Source organism: Flavobacterium aquidurense (assembly GCF_002217195.1).
In the GTDB taxonomy this organism is placed as follows: Bacteria; Bacteroidota; Bacteroidia; order Flavobacteriales; family Flavobacteriaceae; genus Flavobacterium; species Flavobacterium frigidimaris.
The window spans coordinates 51,140-77,513 of sequence record NZ_MUGR01000019.1 but is presented as its reverse complement, the minus strand read 5'-3'; the positions used below and the strand labels follow the sequence as shown (position 1 = coordinate 77,513).

General features: G+C 32.4%; 23 protein-coding genes. 3 read left to right on the top strand and 20 right to left on the bottom strand.

Annotation, left to right across the window (positions count from 1 at the left end):
* Positions 1 to 3 precede the first annotated feature (3 nt).
* From B0A67_RS10375 to B0A67_RS10300, 16 genes are all read right to left on the bottom strand, one after another.
* Positions 4 to 327 carry a helix-turn-helix domain-containing protein gene (locus B0A67_RS10375; protein ID WP_072962611.1) on the bottom strand — a complete coding sequence of 108 codons (324 nt, stop codon included), beginning with the start codon at positions 325 to 327 and terminating at the stop codon, positions 4 to 6.
* A 259-nt stretch (positions 328 to 586) separates the two neighbouring features.
* Complete coding sequence (locus B0A67_RS10370; RefSeq protein ID WP_072962608.1) at positions 587 to 1,036, bottom strand: hypothetical protein; 450 nt, start codon at positions 1,034 to 1,036, stop codon at positions 587 to 589.
* Positions 1,037 to 1,065: 29 nt separating this feature from the next.
* Positions 1,066 to 1,332 (bottom strand): hypothetical protein, encoded by a 267-nt coding sequence (locus tag B0A67_RS10365; RefSeq protein ID WP_072962605.1) that lies wholly within the window; start codon positions 1,330 to 1,332, stop codon positions 1,066 to 1,068.
* Between the two features lie 73 nt (positions 1,333 to 1,405).
* The gene (locus B0A67_RS10360; RefSeq protein ID WP_072962602.1) at positions 1,406 to 1,642 is read right to left on the bottom strand and encodes a hypothetical protein; all 237 of its coding nucleotides are present in this window, start codon (positions 1,640 to 1,642) and stop codon (positions 1,406 to 1,408) included.
* 100 nt (positions 1,643 to 1,742) lie between these two features.
* A complete protein-coding gene (locus B0A67_RS10355) occupies positions 1,743 to 2,324 on the bottom strand; it encodes a GIY-YIG nuclease family protein (RefSeq protein ID WP_072962599.1) in 582 nt (193 codons plus the stop codon).
* Positions 2,325 to 2,350: 26 nt separating this feature from the next.
* On the bottom strand, positions 2,351 to 2,845 hold the full coding sequence (locus B0A67_RS10350) for a hypothetical protein (RefSeq protein WP_072962595.1): 495 nt from the start codon (positions 2,843 to 2,845) through the stop codon (positions 2,351 to 2,353).
* Between the two features lie 37 nt (positions 2,846 to 2,882).
* Positions 2,883 to 3,428, bottom strand: a complete 546-nt coding sequence (locus B0A67_RS10345; protein WP_072962592.1) for a conjugal transfer protein TraO — start codon at positions 3,426 to 3,428, stop codon at positions 2,883 to 2,885.
* Between the two features lie 46 nt (positions 3,429 to 3,474).
* Positions 3,475 to 5,391 carry a type IV secretory system conjugative DNA transfer family protein gene (locus B0A67_RS10340; protein ID WP_072962588.1) on the bottom strand — a complete coding sequence of 639 codons (1,917 nt, stop codon included), beginning with the start codon at positions 5,389 to 5,391 and terminating at the stop codon, positions 3,475 to 3,477.
* Positions 5,392 to 5,393: 2 nt separating this feature from the next.
* Entirely contained in the window at positions 5,394 to 5,726 is a 333-nt protein-coding gene (locus tag B0A67_RS10335; protein WP_072962585.1) for a hypothetical protein, read from the bottom strand.
* Positions 5,723 to 6,820, bottom strand: a complete 1,098-nt coding sequence (locus tag B0A67_RS10330; RefSeq protein ID WP_072962581.1) for a relaxase/mobilization nuclease domain-containing protein — start codon at positions 6,818 to 6,820, stop codon at positions 5,723 to 5,725. Before B0A67_RS10330 ends, B0A67_RS10335 begins: the two co-directional genes overlap by 4 nt.
* Positions 6,804 to 7,121, bottom strand: a complete 318-nt coding sequence (locus tag B0A67_RS10325) for a plasmid mobilization protein (protein WP_123887380.1) — start codon at positions 7,119 to 7,121, stop codon at positions 6,804 to 6,806. Before B0A67_RS10325 ends, B0A67_RS10330 begins: the two co-directional genes overlap by 17 nt.
* A gap of 134 nt (positions 7,122 to 7,255) precedes the next feature.
* Complete coding sequence (locus tag B0A67_RS10320) at positions 7,256 to 8,137, bottom strand: toprim domain-containing protein (RefSeq protein WP_072962574.1); 882 nt, start codon at positions 8,135 to 8,137, stop codon at positions 7,256 to 7,258.
* Between the two features lie 204 nt (positions 8,138 to 8,341).
* The gene (locus B0A67_RS10315; protein WP_072962571.1) at positions 8,342 to 9,556 is read right to left on the bottom strand and encodes a primase-helicase family protein; all 1,215 of its coding nucleotides are present in this window, start codon (positions 9,554 to 9,556) and stop codon (positions 8,342 to 8,344) included.
* Positions 9,557 to 9,877: 321 nt separating this feature from the next.
* Positions 9,878 to 10,162 carry a helix-turn-helix domain-containing protein gene (locus tag B0A67_RS10310; protein WP_072962568.1) on the bottom strand — a complete coding sequence of 95 codons (285 nt, stop codon included), beginning with the start codon at positions 10,160 to 10,162 and terminating at the stop codon, positions 9,878 to 9,880.
* Between the two features lie 123 nt (positions 10,163 to 10,285).
* Positions 10,286 to 10,678 (bottom strand): hypothetical protein, encoded by a 393-nt coding sequence (locus B0A67_RS10305; protein ID WP_123887378.1) that lies wholly within the window; start codon positions 10,676 to 10,678, stop codon positions 10,286 to 10,288.
* 289 nt (positions 10,679 to 10,967) lie between these two features.
* Complete coding sequence (locus B0A67_RS10300; protein ID WP_072962562.1) at positions 10,968 to 12,221, bottom strand: tyrosine-type recombinase/integrase; 1,254 nt, start codon at positions 12,219 to 12,221, stop codon at positions 10,968 to 10,970.
* Positions 12,222 to 12,601: 380 nt separating this feature from the next.
* Here B0A67_RS10300 and B0A67_RS10295 point away from each other — a divergent pair, with 380 nt between their 5' ends.
* The 3 genes from B0A67_RS10295 to B0A67_RS10285 all read left to right on the top strand — a co-directional run bounded on the left by B0A67_RS10295 (position 12,602) and on the right by B0A67_RS10285 (position 19,368).
* Complete coding sequence (locus tag B0A67_RS10295) at positions 12,602 to 14,209, top strand: class I SAM-dependent methyltransferase (RefSeq protein WP_072962559.1); 1,608 nt, start codon at positions 12,602 to 12,604, stop codon at positions 14,207 to 14,209.
* 919 nt (positions 14,210 to 15,128) lie between these two features.
* Positions 15,129 to 16,490 (top strand): rhamnogalacturonan acetylesterase, encoded by a 1,362-nt coding sequence (locus B0A67_RS10290; protein WP_242670949.1) that lies wholly within the window; start codon positions 15,129 to 15,131, stop codon positions 16,488 to 16,490.
* Between the two features lie 22 nt (positions 16,491 to 16,512).
* The gene (locus tag B0A67_RS10285) at positions 16,513 to 19,368 is read left to right on the top strand and encodes a glycoside hydrolase family 2 protein (protein WP_072962556.1); all 2,856 of its coding nucleotides are present in this window, start codon (positions 16,513 to 16,515) and stop codon (positions 19,366 to 19,368) included.
* Positions 19,369 to 19,556: 188 nt separating this feature from the next.
* Here B0A67_RS10285 and B0A67_RS10280 read toward each other — a convergent pair whose 3' ends face one another.
* The 4 genes from B0A67_RS10280 to B0A67_RS10265 all read right to left on the bottom strand — a co-directional run bounded on the left by B0A67_RS10280 (position 19,557) and on the right by B0A67_RS10265 (position 26,200).
* Positions 19,557 to 20,909 carry a glycoside hydrolase family 88/105 protein gene (locus B0A67_RS10280; RefSeq protein ID WP_072962553.1) on the bottom strand — a complete coding sequence of 451 codons (1,353 nt, stop codon included), beginning with the start codon at positions 20,907 to 20,909 and terminating at the stop codon, positions 19,557 to 19,559.
* A gap of 52 nt (positions 20,910 to 20,961) precedes the next feature.
* Positions 20,962 to 21,291 (bottom strand): L-rhamnose mutarotase, encoded by a 330-nt coding sequence (gene rhaM / locus B0A67_RS10275; RefSeq protein WP_072962549.1) that lies wholly within the window; start codon positions 21,289 to 21,291, stop codon positions 20,962 to 20,964.
* Between the two features lie 218 nt (positions 21,292 to 21,509).
* Positions 21,510 to 22,208: a hypothetical protein gene (locus B0A67_RS10270; RefSeq protein WP_072962546.1), complete on the bottom strand. Its 699-nt coding sequence runs from the start codon at positions 22,206 to 22,208 to the stop codon at positions 21,510 to 21,512.
* Between the two features lie 50 nt (positions 22,209 to 22,258).
* Positions 22,259 to 26,200 carry a M23 family metallopeptidase gene (locus B0A67_RS10265; RefSeq protein ID WP_072962543.1) on the bottom strand — a complete coding sequence of 1,314 codons (3,942 nt, stop codon included), beginning with the start codon at positions 26,198 to 26,200 and terminating at the stop codon, positions 22,259 to 22,261.
* Between the last annotated feature and the right edge of the window lie 174 nt (positions 26,201 to 26,374).

The following is a 26,374-nucleotide window of genomic DNA, read 5'->3' as shown; positions in this document are numbered from 1 at the left end:
TTATTAGAATTTTAGTTCACCTTGTTTAACATTCTTATTTTTTAAATATTTTGATTGGTTTTCTGCTACAGCAAAAACAGCATCTGAACAGTTGTATTTATGAGCTTCTTCAACCAACTTGTCAGCAACATATAAATTTTTTAACTCTAAATAGTCTTTCTCTAAAAATTCAGCAAGTGATTCAAGACTTGCAAACGGAAATTTTTTCTTTCCTGTTTCTATTTTAGAAATCTCAGTCATAATAATACCGAAAGACTGTCCAAATTCACTTTGATTCAATCCTCTCTTATTTCTCTCCCCTCTCAAAAACTCTCCAAATGTTGCCATAATTAATACTTGCTAAAATTACACTTGCCAATATATGGCAAATATAGTTAAGATTTTGAACGCTACAATTTTTTTTATCTTAAAGTACAAGTGCAAATGTGCAAGTTTTAATTTTCACGTTATTTTTAATTGGCCAGCTGTAAGCGCTTTTTCTGTTTTCACGTTATTTTGCATTTCTGCAGCTCATTCCTGGTTCTCGTTTTCACGTTATTTTGTACTTCTGAAGAAAAGATCCGGAACGGCTTTTCACGTTATTTACTTATCTACGTAAACAATTCTTTCCATAATACTCTAGAAAAGAAGCCACATCGTACTTAAACTCAAAAGTTGCTTCGATAAACTCTTTCCCCTTTTCATTGTAAAATTCTTTCATTTCCTTATATGAATTAAAAAAATCTTCTATAGCTTCTTTTATAGTTTTCCCAGTTCCATGAATTCCGTAATTTAATGTACTATTTTCAATATACACGCCATAAGTTCCATCATTACCTATTTCAATAAATGCAATGTTTGGTTTTATTTTATTATACATTGTTTGAGGTGTACCAATAATAAGATGTACGTCTTCGTAACTCTTAACTATACTAGAAACTTTATCCAATTCTAAATCTTCATCAGGGGTTAAAAAAGCAAAACCACCTTTTTGGGTAGCTATGTTTAATATCTCATTCATTCTTTTTTCAGCTACTTCAAATTCTTTATTTAACATCTTTTTCAGTTTTTAAGGATTGCACAGTTTCATAACTCATTCAAAAAATCTTTAGCAGGAGTAGTTTTCAAATTACCTTTTTTAGATTGTTTCATTTCCTCCAATCCCTTTTTAATATTTTCTAGAACATCTAATTCAAGTATTAGATAATGTCTGTCTTCATAATCTTTAATTAATAAACATAAAATTCCTAGTTCATCATCTTCAGGTGTATTTGGTTCAGCGTGAAAAATCTCAATAGCTCGTATTACAGCTTTATTGTAATCTTCTTCGGTTTCTATTGCTTCCCATTTCATAAATGATTCTTTTAATTACTTTAAAAATTAGTAGTTCAAGCAAAAAAATCCTACCGAAGCAGGACTTTAAATTTTATTTTAATAAAATGGCAATAAATAAACCAAATATCATTAATGAAACGATAATAAATATGCCTAGCATCCATCTTAATCGTTTTTCTAATTCTTTCTTAGTTACTAAGTCGCTCCTATTTTGCTCTACTTCTTTGTCTATTTTTCGTTCAATGTAAGAAGTCAAACTTAAAGCTGTTTCTTTCCCTACTTTTTCAGACAATAAAGAGTAAAGTTCTGTTAATGTGATACTACTCATTGTTTTATTTTTTTAATTATTTTTTTCAATGTCTAAAGTGCCAATAATTTAAGACCTAAAGATTACAAGAATATTACAATATTCAGAGAATCCGTCTCTTTTATAACCGCTTAAATTCTACGCCTAGTTTTTTTAAAAAAGCTTGTACAATATGCCGTTTATCTTCAAACTCCCAAGTAATGAAAGTCTTTCCGTGAAAGAAGTCAACAAAATTGTCATATAAATATACTGTTTCTCCTTTTTTTATCATTTCTAGTTCCTCTTTTGATAAATTAAAAATATCACCTTTTATTACCAATCTCTCTTTGTCAGATTGTTGTTTTTGTATAGTTTTTTCTATTTTCTGACTTTCTTTATCTAGATTAAAATCTATTGAATTGAGGAACTTTTTTGGCAGAGTGCGAATCATATTCAAATCTATTTTATTTTCAAACTGAATTTTTTTATGAAAAAATTCTACAAGCCCTTTGTATTCAAACCACTCTCCTTTGATTTGATAGTCCTTGAACAACACTTTTAAGGTGCTTTCAAATTGACCAGAATCATGAAAAATATTTGAATAAATCTGATTATCAGGATAGCCTCCAGCATTTTGAATAGTCACTATTCTTTTTTTTGCATTCTCTGAAATGCCAACTTTTATTTTTTGTTGGTCTAATATTTTTACAAAGTATAAATCCATGTTTTTAATTGTTTATGTTCGTTTACTTATTCAGATACAAGATAGTACGTTACTATTCTGTTAGTATAACGTTCGTCGTAGAAACTAAATTTAAGTGTTTGTCTTCCGTCCTTGTAGCTGACAAAAACATCAGTAAGTTCTAAAAGCTCACTTTCTTTTTCTCCTTTGTGAAATATTTCCATAGAAATAGTTTTTTTTGCCTTGTCATAGATGTAATTAAAATAATCGTCAGAAGGCTCTAAGGCATTGCTACAAATATCAGAACCATCAGCCCAAATTCCTTTGTTACCATTGTTAAATGAAAAAGTATCATCAAAACGACAATAGCCACGGTCTTTTTCTTTACTCATATCTGTATTAGCAACTCCATCGTTGTCTAAATCAACAGGTAAATCTGTTATAATTGATTCAATTTTGTAAGAGCCTGCTAGTTTTGGCTCTAAAACATCTACTTCTTTGGTGCAAGCCATTAAAGAAAATATTATCATTAACATTCCGATTTTTCTAATATTTTTTTTCATCTTTATTATATATAATTATATTGTTTATTTAATCTATTTAATTGGTATAATATCTAAGTCCAATTCCTGCAAACGGAACAAATTTTCCCAAATCGGAATTAGCGTGATAATACTCGTTTACTTTTATAAAAAACGTTGTTCTATCATTAATAAGGTAGTCAAAGTCTAATCCCGCATAAGCCCCATAAATGAATTTTGATTCATCCAAAATCAAACTTCCATTGCTTAAATTCAAGTCTTTATTATCGTTGACTATTTCGTAGCCAAGTACTACACCGCTCCCTAAGACAATCCCGAATTTTCTGTTTTGAGTAAGATACAAGGGGACAGAATATCCCAAATTAAGAGTAATGTCGTTGTAACCTATTTTATCTTCTCCGATTTTGTATTTAGCATCTGTTGCAAGAATAGAAGCCGAAATTGAGTTGTCTCCGTGAATAAAGAAATTATGACTTAACATTACACCATAACCGTCCTGTGTTGCCCCAATGCTAACACCAAAAGCATTTTTGTAGGTTTGGGAATAGCCTTTCGTAAAAGCTGATAGTAATAATACCCCAAGAAATAATTTAGTTTTTTTCATTTGTAATTGATTTTAATTTATAAAAATTGATTTTGAATAATTGTTTTTAACTTGATATAATTTCTTTGCATTCTGCAATGATTTTATAGTAGTTCTCTTGCATCATGCTATCGCTTATTGGTAGCTTCTGATTGATATATTTCCCTTGTATCTCGTCTCTTAAAAATTGAGTTTTTAAAAATTCTCGTGGACTTCCTTCAGCTATAATACCGTAGAACTCTCCTTGTGCTAAATTGACTATATCACTAATCTTTACACGATTTCGTTCCTGTATGTTTTCGCTAGTTCCTGAACTGGTATTACTTCCTAGGTGTATAAACTTTCCACTTGTACCATCACCTGTACTCTTAGATGTAAATGCTTCATCCTTTTTACTGAATAGATTTTGAACCATTTCAGCAGTTTTGTAATTCGTAGTTCTTCCGAAGAATTGATTCCCTAAGTTTGAAATAATAACCTGTGCTTTTCCCTCACCATATTTATCAGCCAATTGAGCATAATCTTGAACTCCAAATATTGTAGCGATTTTATTGCTCCTTGCAGTAGCAGGAATTTGTTCAATATTTGGGATAAAAATTGTTGGAGCTTCGTCTAATAAGACAACTGATTTTTGCTGATTCGGTTGATTCATTTGCCTAAGGGCTACGGAAATAATTAGTGAGATTGCTGGTGTATAAATAGTTGGGAGTGTACTGTCATTTCCTAAACATAAGAATGTTAAATTGTCTTTATTATTCAAATGCAAATCAACATCGTTGCTTGACATGAGCCAAAAGATATCAGGAGCATTAAGAATAGATAAAGCATTTTGAAGGGTTGCAAGCATTCCCGCAATTGTACGGTCTGCATTTCTATCAATAGATTCTTGTAATGCAGCTAACATACCTCTTGCTTCAGGGTCTTCCGATATCTTTTGTACTAAAACATCAAATGGGGTTTGTACTATAAATGATATCACATGTGGAAGCGTACATATATCGGGATGCTTTTGTCTTAACCACCAAATGACAGATACTAAAATATTCTTGGCACTACCAAGCCAAAAATCCATTTTCTTAATTGATTCAGGCAAAAGATTGTTGACAATGACCTGACTGTACTCATTTGCTATCGCAATTTTGGTCAAATATTTTGGATGTATAGGATTTACTCTGTCACTCAATAAAGGATGCTTAAAATCAATATTCTTTACTTTAATTGAAGTGTTTTCAAAACTCAAATAAACTTTATCGGTCAATTCTGGGCTTTTGAAATCGTATAGTATTCCTGTAAATCCTTTTTCTCCAATCTGTTGAATAATTGGCTCGAAAATACTCGCTGATTTTCCTGAACCTGCTCCGCCTTGAATATAGATTCCCCTGTACGGATTATCTAAGGTTATCAAGCCTTGATTTGTTTTAAACGTGAAAGAATCTTCTTTTTCGGACTTTTTTATTTTATCAAATTTCTCGGTTTGATTCTGTTTGGTTCTATTCTTAAATTTTAGTAGATAAACCGTATATAGAATAGGAGTTAGACAGATTATTGCTCCAAAATTTCCAATAAGTGTGCTTAATAATTTTCCTAATAAAGCAATTAAAAAGACTATTAAAATGTTATTGATTAAAGTGCTAATAATTATTCTAGGAAATCGCTTTTGTTTCGCATGATAAAATGAAACATAAACGATCGAGGGAATGCATAATATCACTCCAAAGTTTGCCAAATATGGCATCTTACTAGCTACAAATTTTGAAAACAGATACAAGAAGTTATTATATCCATTTGCAAAGTAATTTGGCTTTAATTCCTTTAATTGAAAATTATAAGAATCAGTCCACAAATTAGTTACGGAAAACACAAGCAGATGAGTTTCTAAAAGTATTACTGTTGATATTATAGTAAAAAGTAAGATGAATTTTAAAATACGGAGAAGAATACCAATTTCAGTATTCATTTCTCCAACGGTTGGTCCATGACTCATAATTATATTCTTTTAAATGTTAATAGTAGTAGTATTGAAATCAGTAAGATTATTGTCAAAATCAGTAAAATGTATGTTCCTAATCTTTGCTTTTTGTTTTCCTCCCTCTGAGTGTTTTGCAACTCTTGAATTTGATTCTTTTGCCGTGTGAATAATAGATTCCAGTGTGCGATAACCTCCTCTAAGCGTTCGGTTTTTGGCTGAATTTCCATTTCTAATGCCTTTTCCATGCAGATTGAAAACTCCTTAACTAAATTTGACTGCTCAGAAACCAGTTTTTCTAGTTTTTTTGTTTCATCTGCGATAATTTCTGCCACTATTTCTATATTTTTCATCGATCTAATTCTAATTTTAAATTGTTGTTTGGTTTTATTATTTCAGCATCTTCAATTTTTTGAAGATTTTTTGCATATTCAATGTCTTTTGAAATTGACTCTAAACGTTCTTTCTCAGTATTTTTTAGTTCAATTTCTGCCATTGGTTTAAGAACTGTTTTCAGGTATTTAAATTCTTGTTTCGTTATTTTTTGCTTTCCTAATACCTGAGCAACTGATTTAGTTCCATTTCTGCTTAATTGATTTACTTGGTTTTTAATTTCTTTCGGAATTGTGTTGGCTAAGTTTTTATTGGAATGGCTTTTTGATATCTGCTTACCCTGTGTACGTTTCAGAGTAGTATCGAGATTATGATTTAAGTCGTTTCTTAGACCGCTTTTTATTAAATTGCTACCTGACATAGAGCGATGTATTTCGCTTGCTTTAAAATCCTTTTGTGTCTCCTTATCTGTAATCCTGAAACCTTGAATCTGCCCTTGTCTATTTATGGTTGGTTTTACTTCTAATCCTTTCAAATCCATTTGTTTGATATAATCTTGAAAGCTTTGAGGATTTTGCTTTAAAACTTCCTGATGCTTTTTATAGATTTCCGCTTTGATTTCTTTTAGCTCATTTCTGTTTTTTTCAATGTTTTGAAACATCTTGTCCCTTGCTGAAATCAATCCTTTTTCTTTCGCTATTTCATTAGCTTTTTGAGAAGTCTTTTTCCCGATAAAGGAGTCATTATAGGCATTGCCTTTGTTGTCAATTCGGTTTACATATATATGTAAATGGTTGTGGTCTCTATCTTTATGAACGTAGGCAATATGCTGGTGCTCTTTTAAATTCATCTTTTCAAGATAACTTTCGGTGATTTGCTTAAAATCTTCGTTTGTTAATTTTTTTCCGTCTTCAGGCTCTGGACTTAGTACAACTGAGATAGTATTTAGTCTCGTATTAGAATTTAGATTTTGATATACCTTAAACTCATTTTCAATTTCTAATCCAGTACTACCAATTACATTGTGCCTAGTGATTTCTTCGGCATTCAATTTGTCTTTTCCATAGTCAATTGCATTTGATGTGTGTCCGATGCTTTTAGCTTTGCCTACCATCACTAAAAATTTTTAAAACTGAATCAGTTTGTTTAACCGTTTTCATTACTTCAGAGGCAAACAAAGAATCTTTATCTTTTAGAAGGTTATTAATTTTGACAAAACCATTTCGTATGTAATGCAGATTCTCAAAAGCTTTTAATTCTTCCTCAGTAAAAACAGATTTATTTTTACGTTCTAAGGCTACCATTCTGCAAAAACTAGCGGTATTCATTTTTCTACCTTTCGCTTTTTTTTCAATGATTTTTTTCTCAATGGTTGTAGTCCTAAACATTATAATTTTTGTTCTTGCTTGGCTCATAATCATAATTTTTAATTGTTGTGTTTTTCATTGGCGACCATCGGGAGAGAATGCAAGAATGTTTGTAGCGCTAGCGGAAAACACATCTTGAAATTCTAAACTTTGCGTATATCACTATGCGCGTATAAATTGGGTTAAATCTTTGAAACAGTTTGGTTAACTTCCATGCCGTAGGCTGTGAACCATTCGTTGTAATCCTTAAAATTGCTATAGACTTGGGAAGAATCCTTCGCATTTGGAAACGTTTCTAAAATTGATTTTGTAGCTCTGAAACCAGCATTGTCTCTGTCAAAAAAGACCTTGATTTCATTATAGCCTTTTAACTCTAATTTTGCTTTTTCTAATAAAGCGATTGAGTTTAAAACCAATATGTTTTCCTCAAATTTTGGATTCATTTCGGCATAGCTTAAAAAGTCCATAAAGCCTTCAAACAGCAAAATGATATCTGATTTATTAGGAGATTTTATCAGAGTTATATCTTTCTTTAAAATAGACCCTTTATAGAAGCTATTGCGTAGTTCAAACCCCTTTGATTGATTCTCGAATCCGATAGCATATAAATGTTTTGTGTCGATTGTAAATTTTACTTCTTTTAGGTAATTCCAATTTTTACTCGAAATACCACGCCCTATTAAGTACTTTTTTAAATTGTAATTTTTCAAATCACTTATTTCTGTTATTCCTATATTTCTTTCATTACAACTGACTTTATTTTGTTCATTATTTTGCTTTTGAAATAAAAAAGGAGAAACTAAATTAAAATCACTTAAATAAGTTAAAGCATCACTAACAGTACAGCGTGAATGTTTTATGACAAAATCAAGGGTATTGCCTCCAAAACCGCTTGAATGACAATACCATCTATTCTTTATGGTATCAATCTTAAATGATGGCGTACGCTCTTTACTAAATGGGCTTAAAAACCAAACTTGTGAACCGTTTGTTTTTTGTGGATGAATTCCCATTCGGTATAATACTTTTTCTATTGATATTTCTTTTGCTTGAGTAGTGTTCATAGCTTTAATTTTTCTAGGTTTAAAAATCTTTCAAAAAGTGATGAATTGATGACAAACAGTCCTTAACCTTTATGTACTCTAGGAATATTGAATCATCATTTTATCATCAATTCATCATTGTTTATAATGTTTCATCATTTACTTGTCATCACTATTTTTTTTGATGACAAACTGATGACAATGTAAAAGGTTACGAATAAGGGGTTAATCTCCCTTTGTCATCAAATCATCGAAATCTTTCAATAGAAATTCTCTAGAAACAGTATAGTATCTTCCTTTACTCGAATTTTGATAAAAATCTAAATCATTAGTAATAGTGATTTTTTGATATTGATTTGAATTAGATTGTTGCTGTAGCTTCCAGTCATTGCGAATGATTTTTTTTATTTCATTAGCATCGTGTTTGATTTTGAACTTGTTTAGAAAATTCAATAAATCAGAAAAGCAGAATTGTATGATTTCAACATCTAGGCTATCCATCGTATTAATCAAAACATTTGCTAATTCAATTTCTATTTTATTAGAATTGAATTTCACTAATTTCTCTAATGCTTTAGTTTTTATCTGTTGTGGAGTAAACCACATTCTCGAGTTATTTCCAGTAGAAATTTTTCGATTTGATATGAAGTGTAGAAAAGCAGGGATTTCGCTCATTAGCTTGCTTAAAAAATCAACATCTTCTTTTTCGTGTTTTTCAATTTTTCTTACCCAAAACCTTGTTTCTTCCTTATCTACCTTTATGAATGAGCTTTCATTATTAGAACACAGTATAAATTTCCCAAAGAAATTAGCCTCTCTTTTATCTTTTCCCTTAGCCTCAGTTTTATGAGTATTAGTAGTAGACAAGTATTTTATTCTCTCTGTCAGCTCATCAGTTTTAAACAATACCTCGTCAACTGCAATAATTAACCGATTTGTCCAATCACTGTTAAATTGTGAGGTAAAATCACTATTGGTTAAAAAGGTCATATTGTATTCGAAAATTTCTTTAAGCCATTTTAGCATCGTACTCTTGCCGGTTTCTCTCTCTATACTAACAAGACAGAGTATGGGCAAAAACTGTGTAGGATTGAGATATAGAAGCTGTAAATAATCAATTCCTAGTTCTTTTTGTTCTCCGAAAATATGTTCTATAAAATTTAAGGTATTACTTATGTCTCCTTCAACAGGTTTTTTGCTAATTGCATGATATGTGTTGTAATAATCTTGAACTCTTTTCTTAAAGAATTCATGACGATTTTCAGGAATACAGATGAAACCATCATATATTTCAATCTCTGAAAGGATATTTTTTCCAAAATCTTGTCTTAAAAGTTCAGGACTCCATGGAATGAGTATTTCAATACTATCTCCTGAAAGGGTAGGAAAAAGAGATTTTTTGAAATAAGTTGTTCCAACCCTGATGTATTTGTCTTTCATATACAATGAGTTTTTTTGTATATTTGTGGTATACAATGAGTTATTGAAGCGTTACAATTTGGCAGAATTGTGATGCTTTTTTTTTACTATTTTTCTTGAAGATTATTGGTTATTGCCTTGGAATAGAAAAGAATAACTAGACTATTTAATATCATTACTAAAGATTTTATTAACGGGTAAGTCGAATAGCTGAACAAGAAAACTTGGTATAGAGCAAGAATCGAAAAGATGATTAGTAAAATAACTAATCGGTTGTTTTTATTTTCCATAAAAAATGATTTTAGATTAAACAAAAAAAGACAAGCTTAGAAATCACAGTTTCTATGCTTGTCTTTTATATTTTAAAGATTTGATTTGATTCAGAGAATCATACAATTCATGGTGAGGAATCAAAATGCGAGTGCGCGCACCTATTTGTTCGGCTTTTATGTTCCCTTTTTTAATATAGTTACTAATCGTTTGAGTATCTACATTAAAGAGTGCAGCTGCTTGTTTTAAAGTATACTTTTTTTGAGATAAGTCTTCTTTAGGTTCAGTAAGTAGCTGAGTAACTAAACCTTTTAATTCCTTCAATTCTAATTGAATTGTTTCGAACGGATTTTGCATAATGTTGTCGTTTAATATTCGATTAATACTCGATTAATATTTCGACAATGTTATGGCTTATTATAGTTGAGTTTACTTTATAAAGTATAATAAAGTAAGATAAAGTGGCTATCTGCTAATATGTTATATATCTTTAGTTATGAGAATTTTTAAAAAATCATTATACAGTTGATAGTATTGTGAATTCTGGTTCAATCGAAGAATATTATTATTCATTTTATCAAATTCGAAAAGATCTTTTTTTATACTTGAAAAAAAAGATTCTGTAAAGTCAATTTTATCTTTGAATTCTTTATCTCCTAATGAAAATCCATTTTTAAAATTTTCTTTAAACGTCAGTAAAAATTTATTTTGTGGTAGATTAGAGAACTTATGTTTATGAGAATCAAATTTTATAACACACAATATTACTGCCAATTGTGTTTTACTCTCAAAGCTATAACGTTCTAATCCAAAATTTCCTTTTCCTTTTTTATAAATTTCCTTTTCAGAAAATATCTCAAAAAGCTCCATCATTAGATTGTCCTGATGACTACAATTTTGATTTGGTAAAGTCTTAATTTCATCATCTACAATATTATTTTTCTTTTCAAAATTTTGAAATAAAAGCTCAAGAAATTTTAATCCTAAAATTGAAGCAGGAATTATAATAATAAGTGAACTATATTTCGTNNTGAAAACTGTACAGCAATTATAATCATTATCATTCCCATTCTAAAAGCATCTTCATCAGATTTTTTTTTGAAAGTCATTAAATTAATCATTTTTGATTGTAGTTTATTGTAAAGTTTTGTGTTTCTCATTATTATACAATTTTCATTTTTAATTCAACATTGAAAACTTCATCCATTGCTTCTTTTTTTTCATCATCATTAACCTGATAATATTGATTTAAAGTTTTCATATCATTATGTCCCGTTATAGAAGCAATAAGCTTATCACTTTTACCTTGTCTTTTCATCATAGTAATAAATGTTCGACGAGCTGTATGTGTACTTATTCTATCATAAAAAAACATATCTTCTTTGATATTCTCTTTTCCTTTCGTTGTTACTTTTTGCACCATGTTAGTGTATTTCATTTCTTGAAAACAATCTTTAATATACTTGTTCTGCTTTTGGTTCGCAATAAGAGGCAATTTATAGTCATATTTCAGCAAAATATATCTCGATATATTTGTTAATGGTATTTCCCTTGCTTCCTTTGTTTCATCTTTATCTTCTTTAAGCATAATGCATTTTTCTGAAACATTACTTTTTGAAATTAAAGACAATTCTCCAAAGCGCATTCCTGTAACACAAGCAAAAACAAAAACATCCCTAACTCGCTCCAAACTTTCTGTTTTAAACTTATGTTGCATTAAGTTGTTAAGATCTTCAATAGTCAATGCAATTTGATTAGTGATAACTTTTGGAACTTTCTTAAATCCTATAAATGCATTGTTGAATGTGTATTTCTTTTCAAATGACCAATACATAAAGGACTTAAACAAAGTCAAATTTCTTGCGTAAGTATTATTGATATGCTTCAAATCTCCCATACAATAGGAAGTAAACTCGTCATGAAACGTTTTGTTTATCCTGCTGTAAGTAAGCTTGTATTTCCTGACTTTCTCAAAGTTTTTGAGTATGTTCTTGATATTATCATATCTCTTTACTGTCGCTTTCGCCCATGCTTGTTGCTTTTTCTTTTCTGCCATAAATTCATCGAAAGCATCAAAAAAAACATTCTTTCCAGAAACTGTCTTTTTAAACTCCTCGTCGAATACTTTTTTTAAAATAGTTGAAGTCAAAGTCTCTCCAATTCTTTTATAAAGACTGTAAGTTTCAAGAAGCAAATCAGAATAGCGGTTTAATTGCCGTTTGATGGTCTCAGCTGTCTTTCCCTTTTTACTCCCCGAAATAAACGGAAATTTATTTTCCTTATCCCAATACTTTGGGAGTATAGATTCTCCAGTTGAGTAAACGAACTTTTTATTCTCCTCTTTAAAACTACAAGTAAACAGGATTAATGTTTCTTTCTCTGAATTGGGTTCTTTAAGTTTAAAAGTGTACTTCATTTTGAGGAGGATTTGAGGTCAAAATCGTTGCCGTTTTCGTTGCCATTTTTGTCAAAAAATGACCAGTTGCCGTTTTCGTTGCCGTTTTTGTTATAATTCGTTATAATTACTTTATCATAACAAATATAAACATTCCATTGTTTACAAGGCATTTATAGAGATAAATATTAATTAACAGCAAAATATATCATAATAAGTTCAAGAACCGGCGACTCCACAAAAAAGCCTGTAAACTTATTGTTTACAGGCTTTTTTTATTAATCCCTTTTGCACAAACAATACCTTCACAACCTCAAGAAATTTTATAGTACACAAAAATAGAATTGATATCGTCTTCGTTTAAAAAATCACTATTTTTGAATAAACCATCATCACTTCCTATGACTGATAAATCACAACTCCGCGGTTCTATTTTTAGACATCTCGATGGATTAGCTGTTGCTCCAGTAGCAATCGCATTGAAAAACAATGGTGTTTTAGATTTTATTCTAAGCAAAAAACAATTTGAATTAGCGGAGCTTACAACTGTTTTTAAAGCCAATGAAGGTTACCTGAATGTTGGCTTGAGGATCTTAGCCTCTCAGGGATTTCTGGATTACGAAGTCAATAACAGTACACAGGAAATTGTGATCTCAGTAAATGAGAGGACAGAAACAGCTTTTTCAATGTTTTATCTGTATGAAGATGTCGTTGATTTACTCCATTTTTCTACTCAGTTTCATCCGCGCCTTTTTGAGGATGCACCTTTTGAAAAGCTCAATCTTATTTTTGAAAAATATAAAAAAAATTACGGAATTGAGCGCTCTGCAGATCCTCTAAAAAGTAGTATTCAAGATCAGATTTTAAAACATATCGAGGGTTATTTGATTGGACCAACGATCGTGCATCTGGCAATGAACGGTATGTTTCATAAATATTTCATGGAGACTTCTTTCAAACCTGAAGAGTTTCATAAATCTCCTGAACAATTTAAAAAAATACTGGATTTCTTTGTCCACCTTGGATGGTTCCTGAAGAAAAATGGTAATTATCAATTTACTGAGACTGGTTTATTTTATGCAAAAAGAGCCAGTGCTTATGGAGTTACAGTTTCTTATTTGCCCACCTTTGCCAAAATTGAAGAATTAATTTTTGGCGATCCGGCTATTCTAAGAATGATTACCAATGGTGAAAACGAAATTCATGTTGATCGTGAGATGAATGTCTGGGGAAGCGGCGGTGCGCACGATACTTATTTTAAAATTGTAGACGAAATTATCGTGAGGCTCTTTAGCCTGCCCATTGAAGAACAACCCAAAGGAATTCTGGATATGGGTTGTGGTAATGGGGCTTTCCTACAGCATATTTTTGAAGTAATCGACAGGCAAACTTTAAGAGGAAAAATGCTAGATGAATATCCTTTGTTTCTGGTTGGTGCAGATTATAATCAAGCTGCTTTAAAAGTAACGAGAGCTAACCTCATCAAGGCCGATATTTGGGCAAAGGTAATCTGGGGAGATATCGGACGTCCTGATGTACTTTCAGACGACCTGAAAGAAAATTATAATATTGACCTGAAAGATTTGCTTAACGTTAGGACCTTTCTGGATCACAATAGAATTTGGGAAGAACCCAAACGTATCAATAAAAATAGAATTAGTAAATCTACCGGTGCATTTGCCTATCGGGGAGAACGAATCAGCAACAATCTGGTAGAAGATAATCTATTAGAACATTTACTAAAATGGTCGCCATATGTGTCTAAGTTTGGTTTGCTGTTGATTGAATTGCATACTGTAGATCCAAAACTTACAGCGCATAATTTGGGAAAAACTGCCGCAACGGCTTATGACGCAACTCATGGTTTTTCTGATCAGTATATTGTTGAAATAGATGTCTTTAATAGTATTGCTGCAGAAGCGGGGCTATTTCCGGATCCATCGATTTTTAGACGATTTCCAGATGCTGATATTGCTACAGTAAGTATTAATTTATTGAAAGGAAACTAACTTATAGTTCAGTTAAGAAATGAAGATCCCAATTTAAGCTTTACAAAAAGATAAATATAAAAAAACATTTTATACGAAAGTGACTTTTCGCTGAAAGTAAAACAACTCTGATTTTTAGTATTTAACTGTTTATTCAGGAAATAGTATAGTTGTATTTATTTTAGGATTACAATCAATTTTCATGGACAAAATTAATAACATTTTCATGAATTTATTTTTCTGCGAAAACATTATCCGCAGCAACGTTCCTAAGAAATATATTCGCAACAGGAAGTTCTCTTTTGCGCTAAAATTCTTGAAATAAATTTCACGTTTTATTATTTGTAAGGATATAAAAATCAAATTACTTATTGCATTCTAAAAAAAAATCTAACGTTTGAAAACTATCAAACGTCAGATTACAAAAAACCACTTTTGTCTTAAACAAACTTATAAAAACTTAAACAACTTATTTTTAAAAGCCACTCCGCTATTTGCATTTAATACATTGCAATAGCATCAGGCAATATAATTTCGTTCACTAAAACCACTTTACAAATCGATTGGTAATTTCAAAACCGGAAGACTTCTTTCCTACCAATCAATTTCGTTCTCGGATAACTCTTCATCAATTTTAGATTATTTCAGAGATTATTTGGTTTTGTAAAATAATCGAATGTAAAAAAGAAAACTATCCTGTACTATCCTTTATGATTTCTCATTATTAGATCAAAAGTCAAAGATTCTTTTAATAAAAGGGCTTAAAAAACAAAACAACCCTAAAAAAACACCTCACCATAACTGATTTAACAATTATTAAATTGTCATTAAATATTGATCATAAAAAACAAAAATTAATAATTTTAACATCATAGTACAGGATACTATATCAAAATTGAACCTTTAGATTTGAATATCAAATCAGTTAAAAATTAGTAAATTGGTAAAAATCAGAACATTATTATTGTGTTTATGCATGCCGGCTTTCCTATTGGCCATGCCTGAAAACAATCCTTTAAAAGACCTGCGAAAAGTATCAAAACTAAATGCGGTTAACACCAATGACACAAAATCATTACTGTTTCAGTTTGGTTCTTTACTGCGCTCTTCAAAAGGAACAAGAATTAATAATGCGTTGATTTATGATTCAAACCGGGGATATGGTTTTGATTTTAATTCGGCTTCGAATGTGAAAATGAACTCCACCTCTTTTTTCATATCAAAACCAACGTACTTTTCGATAAAGGTTCCTGAAGGAAATTATCAAATTGAGGTAGTTATGGGAAGTGTTGACAAACCATCGAATATTACTATAAAAGCGGAATCCCGAAGATTGATGATCAATCAGCTTTCTATCATAAAAGGAAAACCGATCACAACAACTTTCAATCTTAATGTGAGAACTCCTAAAATAAATGACAACCTCAACGTTACTCTTAAGGACAGGGAAAAAGATATTCTTGATTGGGATGACAAACTGACTCTTGAATTTTTAGGCGAAGTTACTGTTCAAAGTATAAAAATCACTTTAAAAAACAATCTAACAGTCGTTTATCTCGCCGGAGATTCAACGGTTACTAATCAGGATGTAGAACCCTGGGCTTCCTGGGGACAGTTTATTACGAACTATTTTGACGACAGCGTTGTTGTTGCCAATTATGCCTATTCTGGTGCTGCCCTGAGTTCGTTTAAAGCCGGAAATCGTTTAAAAAAGACACTTTCTCAAATCAAAAAAGGGGATTATTTGTTTGTGGAATTTGGACACAATGACGAGAAAATAAAAGGTGCCGGAAATGGTCCGTGGGAGTCATATTCGGCTTTATTGACAGAATTTGTACAATCTGCAAGAGATAAAGGTGCAATTGCTGTTTTGGTGACGCCTACACAACGCCGATTCTTCAATGAAGATGGCACTTTGAAGGAAACACACGGCGAATTTCCTGATGCAATGCGCACAGTAGCACAAAAAAACAATATTGCGCTGATCGATATTACAAAAATGACAACGGAATTATATGAGGCGTGGGGCGATGAAACTTCGCGAAAAGCTTTTGTGCAATATCCAGCCCATACTTTTCCGGGACAGGAAAAGGCGCTGGACGACAATACTCATTTTAATAGTTTTGGCGCTAACGAAATTGCACTTTGTATTCTTAAAGGAATTCGCGAGCTTGACATTCCGTTAAAAAAACAGATCAAAAAAGAAACTGCCAATTACGCCCCAAAGCAACCCAATTTTATTTCGAGCTGGACGCTGCCTATGAGTGACCGTTTTGAAATCACTAAACCAGACGGCAACTAACCATCAAAGAATCTTATTTATTATGATGCTCAGAAACACCATTCAAAATCTCACTATTGCTGCATTTTCACTTTTTATAACCCAAACCAGCGAGGCACAGCAAACGGACAAGATCTATCTTTCAGGAAAGGATTTTGAACATCCTGTACAATGGGATTTTTATTGTACCAGCGGAAATAACAGTAAAACCTGGTCTAAAATAAATGTTCCCTCACAATGGGAACTCGAAGGTTTTGGCGAATATACGTATGGACGCTGGTACAAAGAACTCAATCAGAAAGAACCAAGTAAAGAAGAGGGTTTGTACAAATATGAATTTGAAGTGCCCGCCTCTTATAAGGACAAAGATATTCTGATTGCATTTGGCGGTGCTATGACAGATACTGAGGTAAAAATAAACGGAAAACTTGCCGGAGCAATTCATCAGGGTGGTTTTTACGAGTTCAAATACGATATCTCATCTTTATTAAAATTTGGTTCTAAAAATATTCTGGAAGTTCATGTTTGGAAACATTCAGCTAATAAATCTGTAAATGCGGCCGAAAGAAGAGCTGACTGGTGGCTTTTTGGCGGTATTTATCGTCCGGTATGGTTAGAAGTTTCGCCTAAAACGCATATTCGTACTATTGCTGTAAATCCTAAAATGGACGGTTCAATTACGGTTGATCTTAATCTGAAAAACATTCAAAAAAATACCACCTTAGAAACTTCTCTTAAAGGTTGGAATGGGGAAAACTTTCAAACTTTTACTTTTCCCATTAAATCAAAAAGTACCTCAGCAACTATTGCAGCACAATGGAAAAACATAAAACCCTGGAATCCGGAAACGCCTAATTTATATGAACTGGATTTGGTTTTAAAACAAAACGGAACTGTAATTCATGGATATAACAAGAAGATTGGCTTCAGAACTTTAGAGTTTAAAAAGCAAGATGGTATCTATGTAAACGGTACCAAAATTATAATGAAGGGAATCAACCGCCATTCGTTCTGGCCTGAAGGCGGCAGAAGTACAAGTAAACGCATCAGTGAATTAGACGGCAAATTACTGAAGGATATGAACATGAATGCGGTTCGTGGGCATTATCCGCCTGACGATCACTTTTTACAGGTTTGTGACTCTTTGGGACTTTTTGTTTTGAATGAACTGGCGGGCTGGCAAAACTCGTACGATACTGAAACGGGAACAAAATTAGTAACAGAGATGGTAACCCGTGATGTCAATCATCCTTCTGTAATTATTTGGGATAATGGTAATGAAGGCGGATGGAATTATGATGTTGATACAATTTTTGAAGCCAATGATCCTCAAAAAAGAATCGTAATTCATCCGTGGGCCGATTTTAATGGCTGGGACACCCACCACTATCCTACTTACTTAACAGGAATGCACCGTTTTAATGCGGGTGAAAATGTATTTTTTCCGACTGAATTTATGCACGGAACTTATGATAACGGTCACGGCGCCGCACTGGAAGATTTCTGGAGCCGCTATAAAGAAAGTCCGTTGTTTGCCGGAGGATTTATGTGGGCGATGCTCGACGAGGCTGTAAAACGCTCTGACTGGACGGGAGATGTAAAATTTGATTCGAAAGGTTCGCTTGCCGCCGATGGAATTCTGGGACCTCATCGGGAGAGAGAAGGAAGTTATTATACCGTAAAAGAGGTTTGGGCACCAATTCAGTTTCAGCCTAAACAGGTAAATTCTGATTTTGACGGATCGTTTTTGATTGAGAATGATTACCTTTTTAGTAATTTGAATTCCTGTAAAATGGAATTTAAAGTGCTGAAATCGGATAATGATGTGCTTTATACCAATGGCGTTCCTAAAGAAATAAGTTCCGGAAAAATAGAGCTTCCGAGTATTGATCCGGGAGAAATCCGTAAAATTCAGTTTGCTGTTCCAAATAATTTTGCAGAAGGTGATATTTTGTCGATCTCGGCTTTTGATCAGTTTAATAAAGAAATTTATACCTGGACATGGCCCATTCATAAGGCTAAATTTTATGCTGAAAAGTTTTTAGCGGTTCAAAATACTAAAGCAAAAGCATCGGGAACAAAAACAGGAAATGAAATTACACTAAAAGGAAGTGACGTTACAGTTACTTTTGATGCTGCAACGGGAGAAATTTCGTCAATTAAAAATGCAAAAAATATAATTCCGCTCACAAATGGCCCGCGCCCAATTGGGATGAAAGCGAAACTAAAAGACATTCAGCTGTCACAAGAAGGTGACAAAGCCGTTTGCAAAGTCAATTATTCAGGTGGATTGTCCTCTATAAAATGGATTATGGAACCGGACGGAAGATTTAAAATGGAATTAATCGCCTTAAAAAACGCTTCTGGCGGAGAAGGTTTTGATGGTGCTTTTTTTGAAGATAAAATCAGCTCATTCGGTATTACATTCAGTTTTCCCGAAAAAGAAGTTACCGGCATAAAATGGTTTGGAAGAGGTCCGTATCATGTTTGGAAAAACAGAATTAAAGGAACGACTTACGGCATTTGGGAGAAAGAGTATAACAATACGATTACAGGCGAAAGTTTCGAAAATCTGATCTATCCTGAGTTCAAAGGATATCACGCCAATTTATTGGGAGCAAATCTAAAAGCGGGAGCTTCATCCTTTAAAGTTTTCAGCGAATCTGATAATTTATTCCTGAGATTGTTTACACCGGATTTACCTAAAAACAGTTTCCCGGGAAGTTATCCGCAACCGGCATTTCCGGAAGGCGATATCTCTTTTATGTATGAAATTCCGGCCATGAGAGATTTTAAACCTCTGGAACAGCAAGGACCACAAAGTCAGCCAACGAATATCCGTATCAAAAGCGGAGATGACGGAATTAAAATGAATTTGTGGTTTGATTTTAGAAGTTAAATTCTTGTTTCAGGTTTTCTTTGTTTCAGGTTGAAATGAGAGTTTAACCGTAAATTTCATAAAGCTTATATACCATAAACTTTGCGGCGCTGTGTGTTTGTGTGAAATGATAAAAAGTTAATTATTATATAAATTAACAAAATACCATTTCAACATCTGACTTCTTCCATTTAACTTCTAACTTATTTTTATTTTACCTGATTGTTTTTTCCGGGTATTTTCAATTGTATAGAGCTGTCATTTATCTCAAACTGGCTTTCTTTCAAAAGTAAAATTACTTCGGCACCCGCCAGTAAAACGGGACCATAACCGTGAGCAGCGAAAACGTTGACAGGACGATGGTAATAGAATGCGGGATCAAAAGCCATTCCGGTTCCAACGCAGGTTCCTTCTACCTGGCCTTTATCATTTACTTTTGACGCTACGGCATTCCAGGCCAACAGTACAGCCGGAGCATAGGTCATCTTATTCACATAACCGCGATTGATGGCTCTGGCAATCGAATAGGCATAAATGGCGGTTGCCGAAGTTTCTAAATAAGAATCATTTCGATCTAATAACTGATGCCAAAAACCAGTTCCGTCCTGATACTGCATTAATCCGGCAATATGCTTTTGTAATTGTGACAAAACCTGAGGATATCCGGGATGATTTTTTGGTAACACTTCTAATAACTCGACCATGGTCATAAGAGCCCACCCATTTGCTCTTGCCCAATGAAACTGAGGATGAACCTGCATAGACTCGACCCAGCCGTGCATATAAACTCCTTTCTGGCTGTTGAACATTCGCTCAGAAAACTGATCGACTTGTTTTACAGCATCGTCAAAGTATTTTACATCTCCGGTATAACTTCCCATTTGTGCCAATGCGGGAACACTCATAAACATATCGTCTAACCAAAGCGTATTGTCCTGAGGTCTGTTTCTTGCTAATGTTCCGTCCTTTAGCCTAAATTGTTTGTTGCTGATAAAGTCGATATAATTGTTGACCAAAGGATCAATATTGGCTTTTAATCCTTCTTTTTTGGCCTTAATAAATGCAGCACAAAGAGCACCTGCAAAATCTAGTGCTTCCGGATGAAGCGTTTTAACCATATCGACATCTTTGATATTTTTCTCCTTATAATTGGCAGCGATATCTGTTATTAATTGTATTCTTTTATTGGAATAATCAGCAAAATATTTTTCGCCTGTAGCGTTTGCCGCTAAAAGCATTCCTGCATAGGTTACTCCCCATTCGTAACTTGTGAGTCTAAAAGCACCGGGTTCGAAAATGATATCCTGATTGCTTTTTTTATAATCCGTAATTACCGCTTTAGTATTGGCATCTACAATCTTAGAAGCTGAATTTTTATCTAAAAAATTATAAACTCTGTCTAATACTGCTTTTATATTTTCCTTTTGAGGGATCACATAGGGCGTTGGATAATCCGGCTGTGTTAGATGCAGTGGCGCTGTGGCATCTGTTTTCTGGGCATTAACCATAGTACATAATCCTAAGGCAAATACTGTTATAATTCTGGTTGGTTTATAGTTCATGGTTAGTTTGTTAGTTTAGCAAAATACAAATTGATTCTTAAATATTTTATCCTTAATCTAAATGAAAAACTTCTTTTAGCGAAGTAGCAACTGGCGAATTATCAGGATTTGTTTCCATGATATCGCTCATATACGCCCACCATTTTTTGACAATGGGATGATTTGGCAGTAACTTATGGTCAAAGTCTGCACTTATTTTTTGAACGGCGAAAAGTATCAGTGTTTCTTCGTCCAGAAAAATACTGTAATCCTGTATTCCTGTGTTTGAAAGTAAACTGGCAAGTTCCGGCCAGATTTCGTCGTGCCGTTTTTTATATTCTGTCTCAAAACCCGGTTTTAATTTCATTTTGAAAGCATTTCGAAGGATTGTATTATTTTGCATCTTTCAATGTTTCAGATTGACTTTAATCACTACTATTCAACATGTTAAACTTAACAAATTAATTCATCTTAAACTTTAAATTTAAAATACTAATCCTGTATTGGTATCCTGTGCTTCCCTGTTTAAAGAATTAAAAATATTCTATCTAAAGAAATAACTTCTTTTAAGACAGCTTTAAAAACAAAAAACTACCTGTTTAAAAGGTAGTTTTTGTTTAATTATTCATCTCCTATTTCAGGAAAGCATTCTACTTTTTCTTTCTTTAAATCTATTTCTACAATTTTCTCATTTATTAAATCGAATTTATATGCTTTTAATACTTTTTCATATTTTCCTGATGAATTTATTTTATCTATTACAACACCAAAATATTGATTATGCTTACTATTATAACAGTCAAAAGATAAATATTGATTTCCTTCCATTTTATATTGATACTCATCCATATTTATTGTTTTACCAATATCTAATATATCTATCACTTTCCATTTATCTGCTTTCTCTTTTTTTAAGAATATCGTTAAAAGAGTTCCTTTATGATTAATATTTAGCAAACCAAAATCTCTGATTTTAATTACGTTTTGATCATTAGTCTTTTCATTGTTTAAAGATAATATTTTTTGATATTTTTCTTCTTCAGTTATGGTCGAGTCAATTAAAAAATCGGGATATTCTTTTTCAAATTTATATTTACCATTGCTATAATTCACATATATACCAACAACGTTAAAATCAGAATCTTTATATATTTTACCAATTTTAAAATCTTCCTTCTTTTTGTTAGTTACTTCTAAAGAATCTATTGAACTATTTTTTTTTAAGGTGTCATACTCATTTGATGTTTTATTGATTTCGTTCTGACTTTTTTTTCCACAGGAAAACAATAAAACCACAATCAATAAAAATATTTTTTTCATANNACCAAAATAATATTTTTCCCAGTTAGATTTATTTTAGAAAAACTTTATTATCCATTTTGGTTTTCTTTTGAAGGATTTATATTAACATTCTTATTTAAATCACTTATTTCTTCCAAAGGTTTTAATGCCGCACCTCGATTTTCTCTTGAATTTCTAACCTCGAAATGCAAATGATTAAATCTTGCCGGCTGACCCTCTGCCTCACCTGTTTGCCCTGTATAACCAATAAGAGTTCCCGCTTTAACTTTTTGAAAATTTTTAACTTTTATTTCACTTAAATGGGCATAGAAAAAATTATATTTTTTTTCATTATAATAGCCTTCTATTCTAACATGTAGACCAAAAGTTTCTGAATAAGCAGGAGACAAAATTAATGCCATACCATCGATACATGCATAAACTGGAGTACCAATTGGTGCATAAAGATCCAGTCCTAAATGCTTACCTTTATTTCTTTTCGTTGTTTTTAATAAATAATCACTTTCATTAGGTGACCAACCGGATTTATACCAACCTCTTAACTCCATTCTATCAAGAGGCTTCTTCCAGATGTTTCTACCAAATTTACCCCCCTCTACACTAACATAATACTCATCAATTAATTCTTTTATTTGTATACCATTTTTTGTTTTATCTACATCTAAACTAGCATTTTCATTATAATTTGTTGTACCTAATTCATATATTGTCTTATCTAATCCTTGTCCTACATAAGCAGGCGCAAAAACAGCCATATAGATCTCTTCCGGTATAGTTGGCAAAACTGCTACAGTATTCATATATTTTTCAATTTTAACTAATTGCTCTAATTGAGTCATATTTGCAAACCTAAGTTTTACTTCATTAAGTTTGTCAAGACCTCCTCCGGTATATTCCCCCATATCGGTAAGGGGTTTTTGAGTAAATTGAATTAACCCTACCGCCCTTGAAAGTTTATTACCATTTTTATCAATCTTAATAAAAGAGTCTTTAGTCAGCTGATCTTTTGGAATTAATTTTTTACCTTCAATTTGGTATGGAGCAAAAGTACCACCTGTTTCTCTATTCATTACGGCCATAAGTCCATTTGCCATTTCCAATGTATTTTTAGGCCAAAGTCTTTTACAAATTTGTACCACTTTTACTCTAAATTCCTTACTAACTTTAGCCCCCCAAATCAATTGTGGATCATTTTCATCAAGTATTTCTTCATTATCTTTATTCGTACCAACCCCCATAACCATAGTCAACAATTTATCTGTCAAATGCTTCGTAGAATATCCTTCAATACCAACATAGTACTTTATTTTTGTCCCCTTTTTCAATTTCTTATTAAGGTTTTTCAAAATAAAACTGGTTATTGCTACTCCTTCAGAATTTATTATTACTGCGTTGCTATAAGTTGGTTTCTCTCCCACTTTATGGGCTGTTAACACAATTTCTTTTCCAACCATATTTTGCGTTTTAGCTATAATGGTTACAACTGCTCCATTTTCGCCAAACGGGATTTCATCTTGTGTTGTTACTCTATTGCTATCATACATAAAATAGGCATCAAGAATTTTTGTATCTGTTGTAACAGACAAAAGAGTATCTGAATCATAATTAGCTGGTACCTTAAATGGACATGGTTTCCCATTCTGAATTCCTAATAATTTAAATCCAATTTTGGCATTTTTACCGTTTTCAAATCCGATGAGTTTCCTGAAATCAGAATCAAATTTTATTTCTTTAAAAATTGTACCCTCTTCACTGGTCTTTACATCTAAATAATGTTTTGTTTTTTTGTTATTGAGATAAAAATATATTCTGACAGTTTGATTACTGTAATACGGAATTGCAGCTTTGATCCAATTACTTTCACCTGAAAAACCTGAGGTTACTTTTTTGCTTCCACCGCTCCATACCCAATAAGCTGCTGTAACTTGTGGCTGTTTTACTTCTATTTTAAAAATAGAATTCGATTTACTGCCTTTCTGAATGTCACTATAAGCTTCTACTGTATAATTTCCCACTTTTTGAGGAATCGGAACATCGTAGAAACCCCATTGGTGAAAATATCCTTTTTTAGGATTTTTATCTTTATTCATTATTGCTGTACCTGGTGACAAGTAGGGTTTATTATTAGCATCATAAATCATCCATTTTACATCTTCTTTTTCTTCATCTGTAGGAGGATTTATTTTAAACGTTTTGGCTTCTAAAGTCAACTTTCTGTTTGGGTCACCTAATAAAAACACAGCTGTAGCTGATGCATCTTTTACGTAACCAATACTCGTCACTTCATTTTTAATTACTGAGATTTTAGATTCCTTACTTAATGCATATTGATCTTTACTGGTTACTTTAATTTTATATTCGCCCAATTCAGGCAAGGCTATTTTGATGATACCTCCTGCATCTAATTCCAGTTCTTCTGAAATTTCAGTTACTTTATTGGCTGTTTTCGTTTCTAACTGATAATAAAGTTTTAACGGGTTTAATGTTTTTACTTTGGTATTTTTCAGGTTTACCTTAAATAATTGTTGTTTTACCGAAGCTCTTGTGAAACTGTCTTTAAATGGAGATTTAATCTCAATTTGCTGGGCAACTATTTCTAATTCTATAAAAGTAGATGTCCCGGCATTTTTGCTGCCTTTTATTGTAGGTTTGTAACCATAGGCATCAATTCTGTAAACGCCAGCTGTATCAAAATTATAACTAAATGAAGTTCCCTCATTTACAAAAACAATTCCTTCATCTTTTTTGTTTTGAACATTACGAACAATCCAATTGATATCTTCTTTTTTATACAGGTTTTGGTTTATAAATTTTTCATCAAGGAAAAATTCCAGGCTTTCTCCAATAATAAATGACTTTGCCGTAGTGTTTTTAATTTTTACCGCACCTTTATCTACTGCACTTCCCCGAATTTCTTCGTTGTTTACTTCTCTCAAAAATACATAAACATCTTCTCTTCCTATCAAAGCGTATAATTTGTCGGCACTTAAATTAGGATATATCTTTGTTTTAGTAGTTATTGTGATCGTATTGGGTAATGCACTCAATCCTTCTACTTCTTTCAGCAGTAAAAACAGTTCGTCGTATTGTTCAAAAAGATTAGCAACATTGATTTTATCATCTCCTAATTGTTTTTTGATTGTTTCCCAACGTATTTTATTTTTTACGGAAATTGTTCCATTTAATATGTTAGCATCAATTGCTTCAATCATTTTTTCCCGAACGGTTTCCCAGTTAATGTTTTGGTTTTCTACAGCAATTGTAGCAGACTGTTTTAGCATGTCATACATTTGAGTAAATAGCATATCATTTGGTTTACCAACAAAATCTTTGGAAGTTGCTCCTTCATCAAAAGCTTTTGAAATATTTCTCCAATACGCTGTTTCGACAGTATTATTTGCTGCGATTGCAGCCTCTAATCTCTTTTTTATTTCCGCTTTAACAACTTCTGTTTTTGGTTCATTGTTATTTGTCTGAAATGCCTGAGGAACCGTTAACATTTGTTGTGCGGCGACACTTGCATACGTCTGTGTTGTTATTCCGCTGCTAAAATTGAGCGTATTATTTTCTGCCCCTGCTGTCGAAGGAGTAGTGCTGTCTGATACAACAGAACTCATTGTTGTTCTGTCAGCGGTATCGACAGCACCTCCTCCGATTAGAGCACTTGAAGTTGATGTTGTCGATAAAGAAATAGCAGCCGATGAAACATCCAGGTTTGACATTCCCTCAGTATCCAAAGGAGTATTGCCAATCGATAGCGCTGTTTCTTTGATCTCAGCTTTGGTATCGATGGCGCCTCCTTCGGTTGAGGCAATAGAATTGTTGGCAAAAGCAGCAGCATTTTGTTTTTTTTGCTCCTGCCATTGCTGCACTATATCTTTTTGCTGGCCCATTTCTTTCGAAACTTTGGCCAGCTCTTTTATGATGGTTTTGGTTAAATCTTCTGAGCTTTTTATATCAGCACTATTTTGTATGGAAAGATTGAAATTATGGATTGCATTTTTACTCATCGTTAGGTGTTTTTCTGAGTGTAAAAGTAGTATCTATGTTTGCGATTTCTAAATTTCAAGACGCTTGTATTCAGTAGTTTCAGCAAGTTCTTCTTTTACTGAAACTACTGAATTCACCAGACTTTTTTTAGTTCATTTTGTATTCTTCTGTCCTACTTTTACACCCTCAAAAAT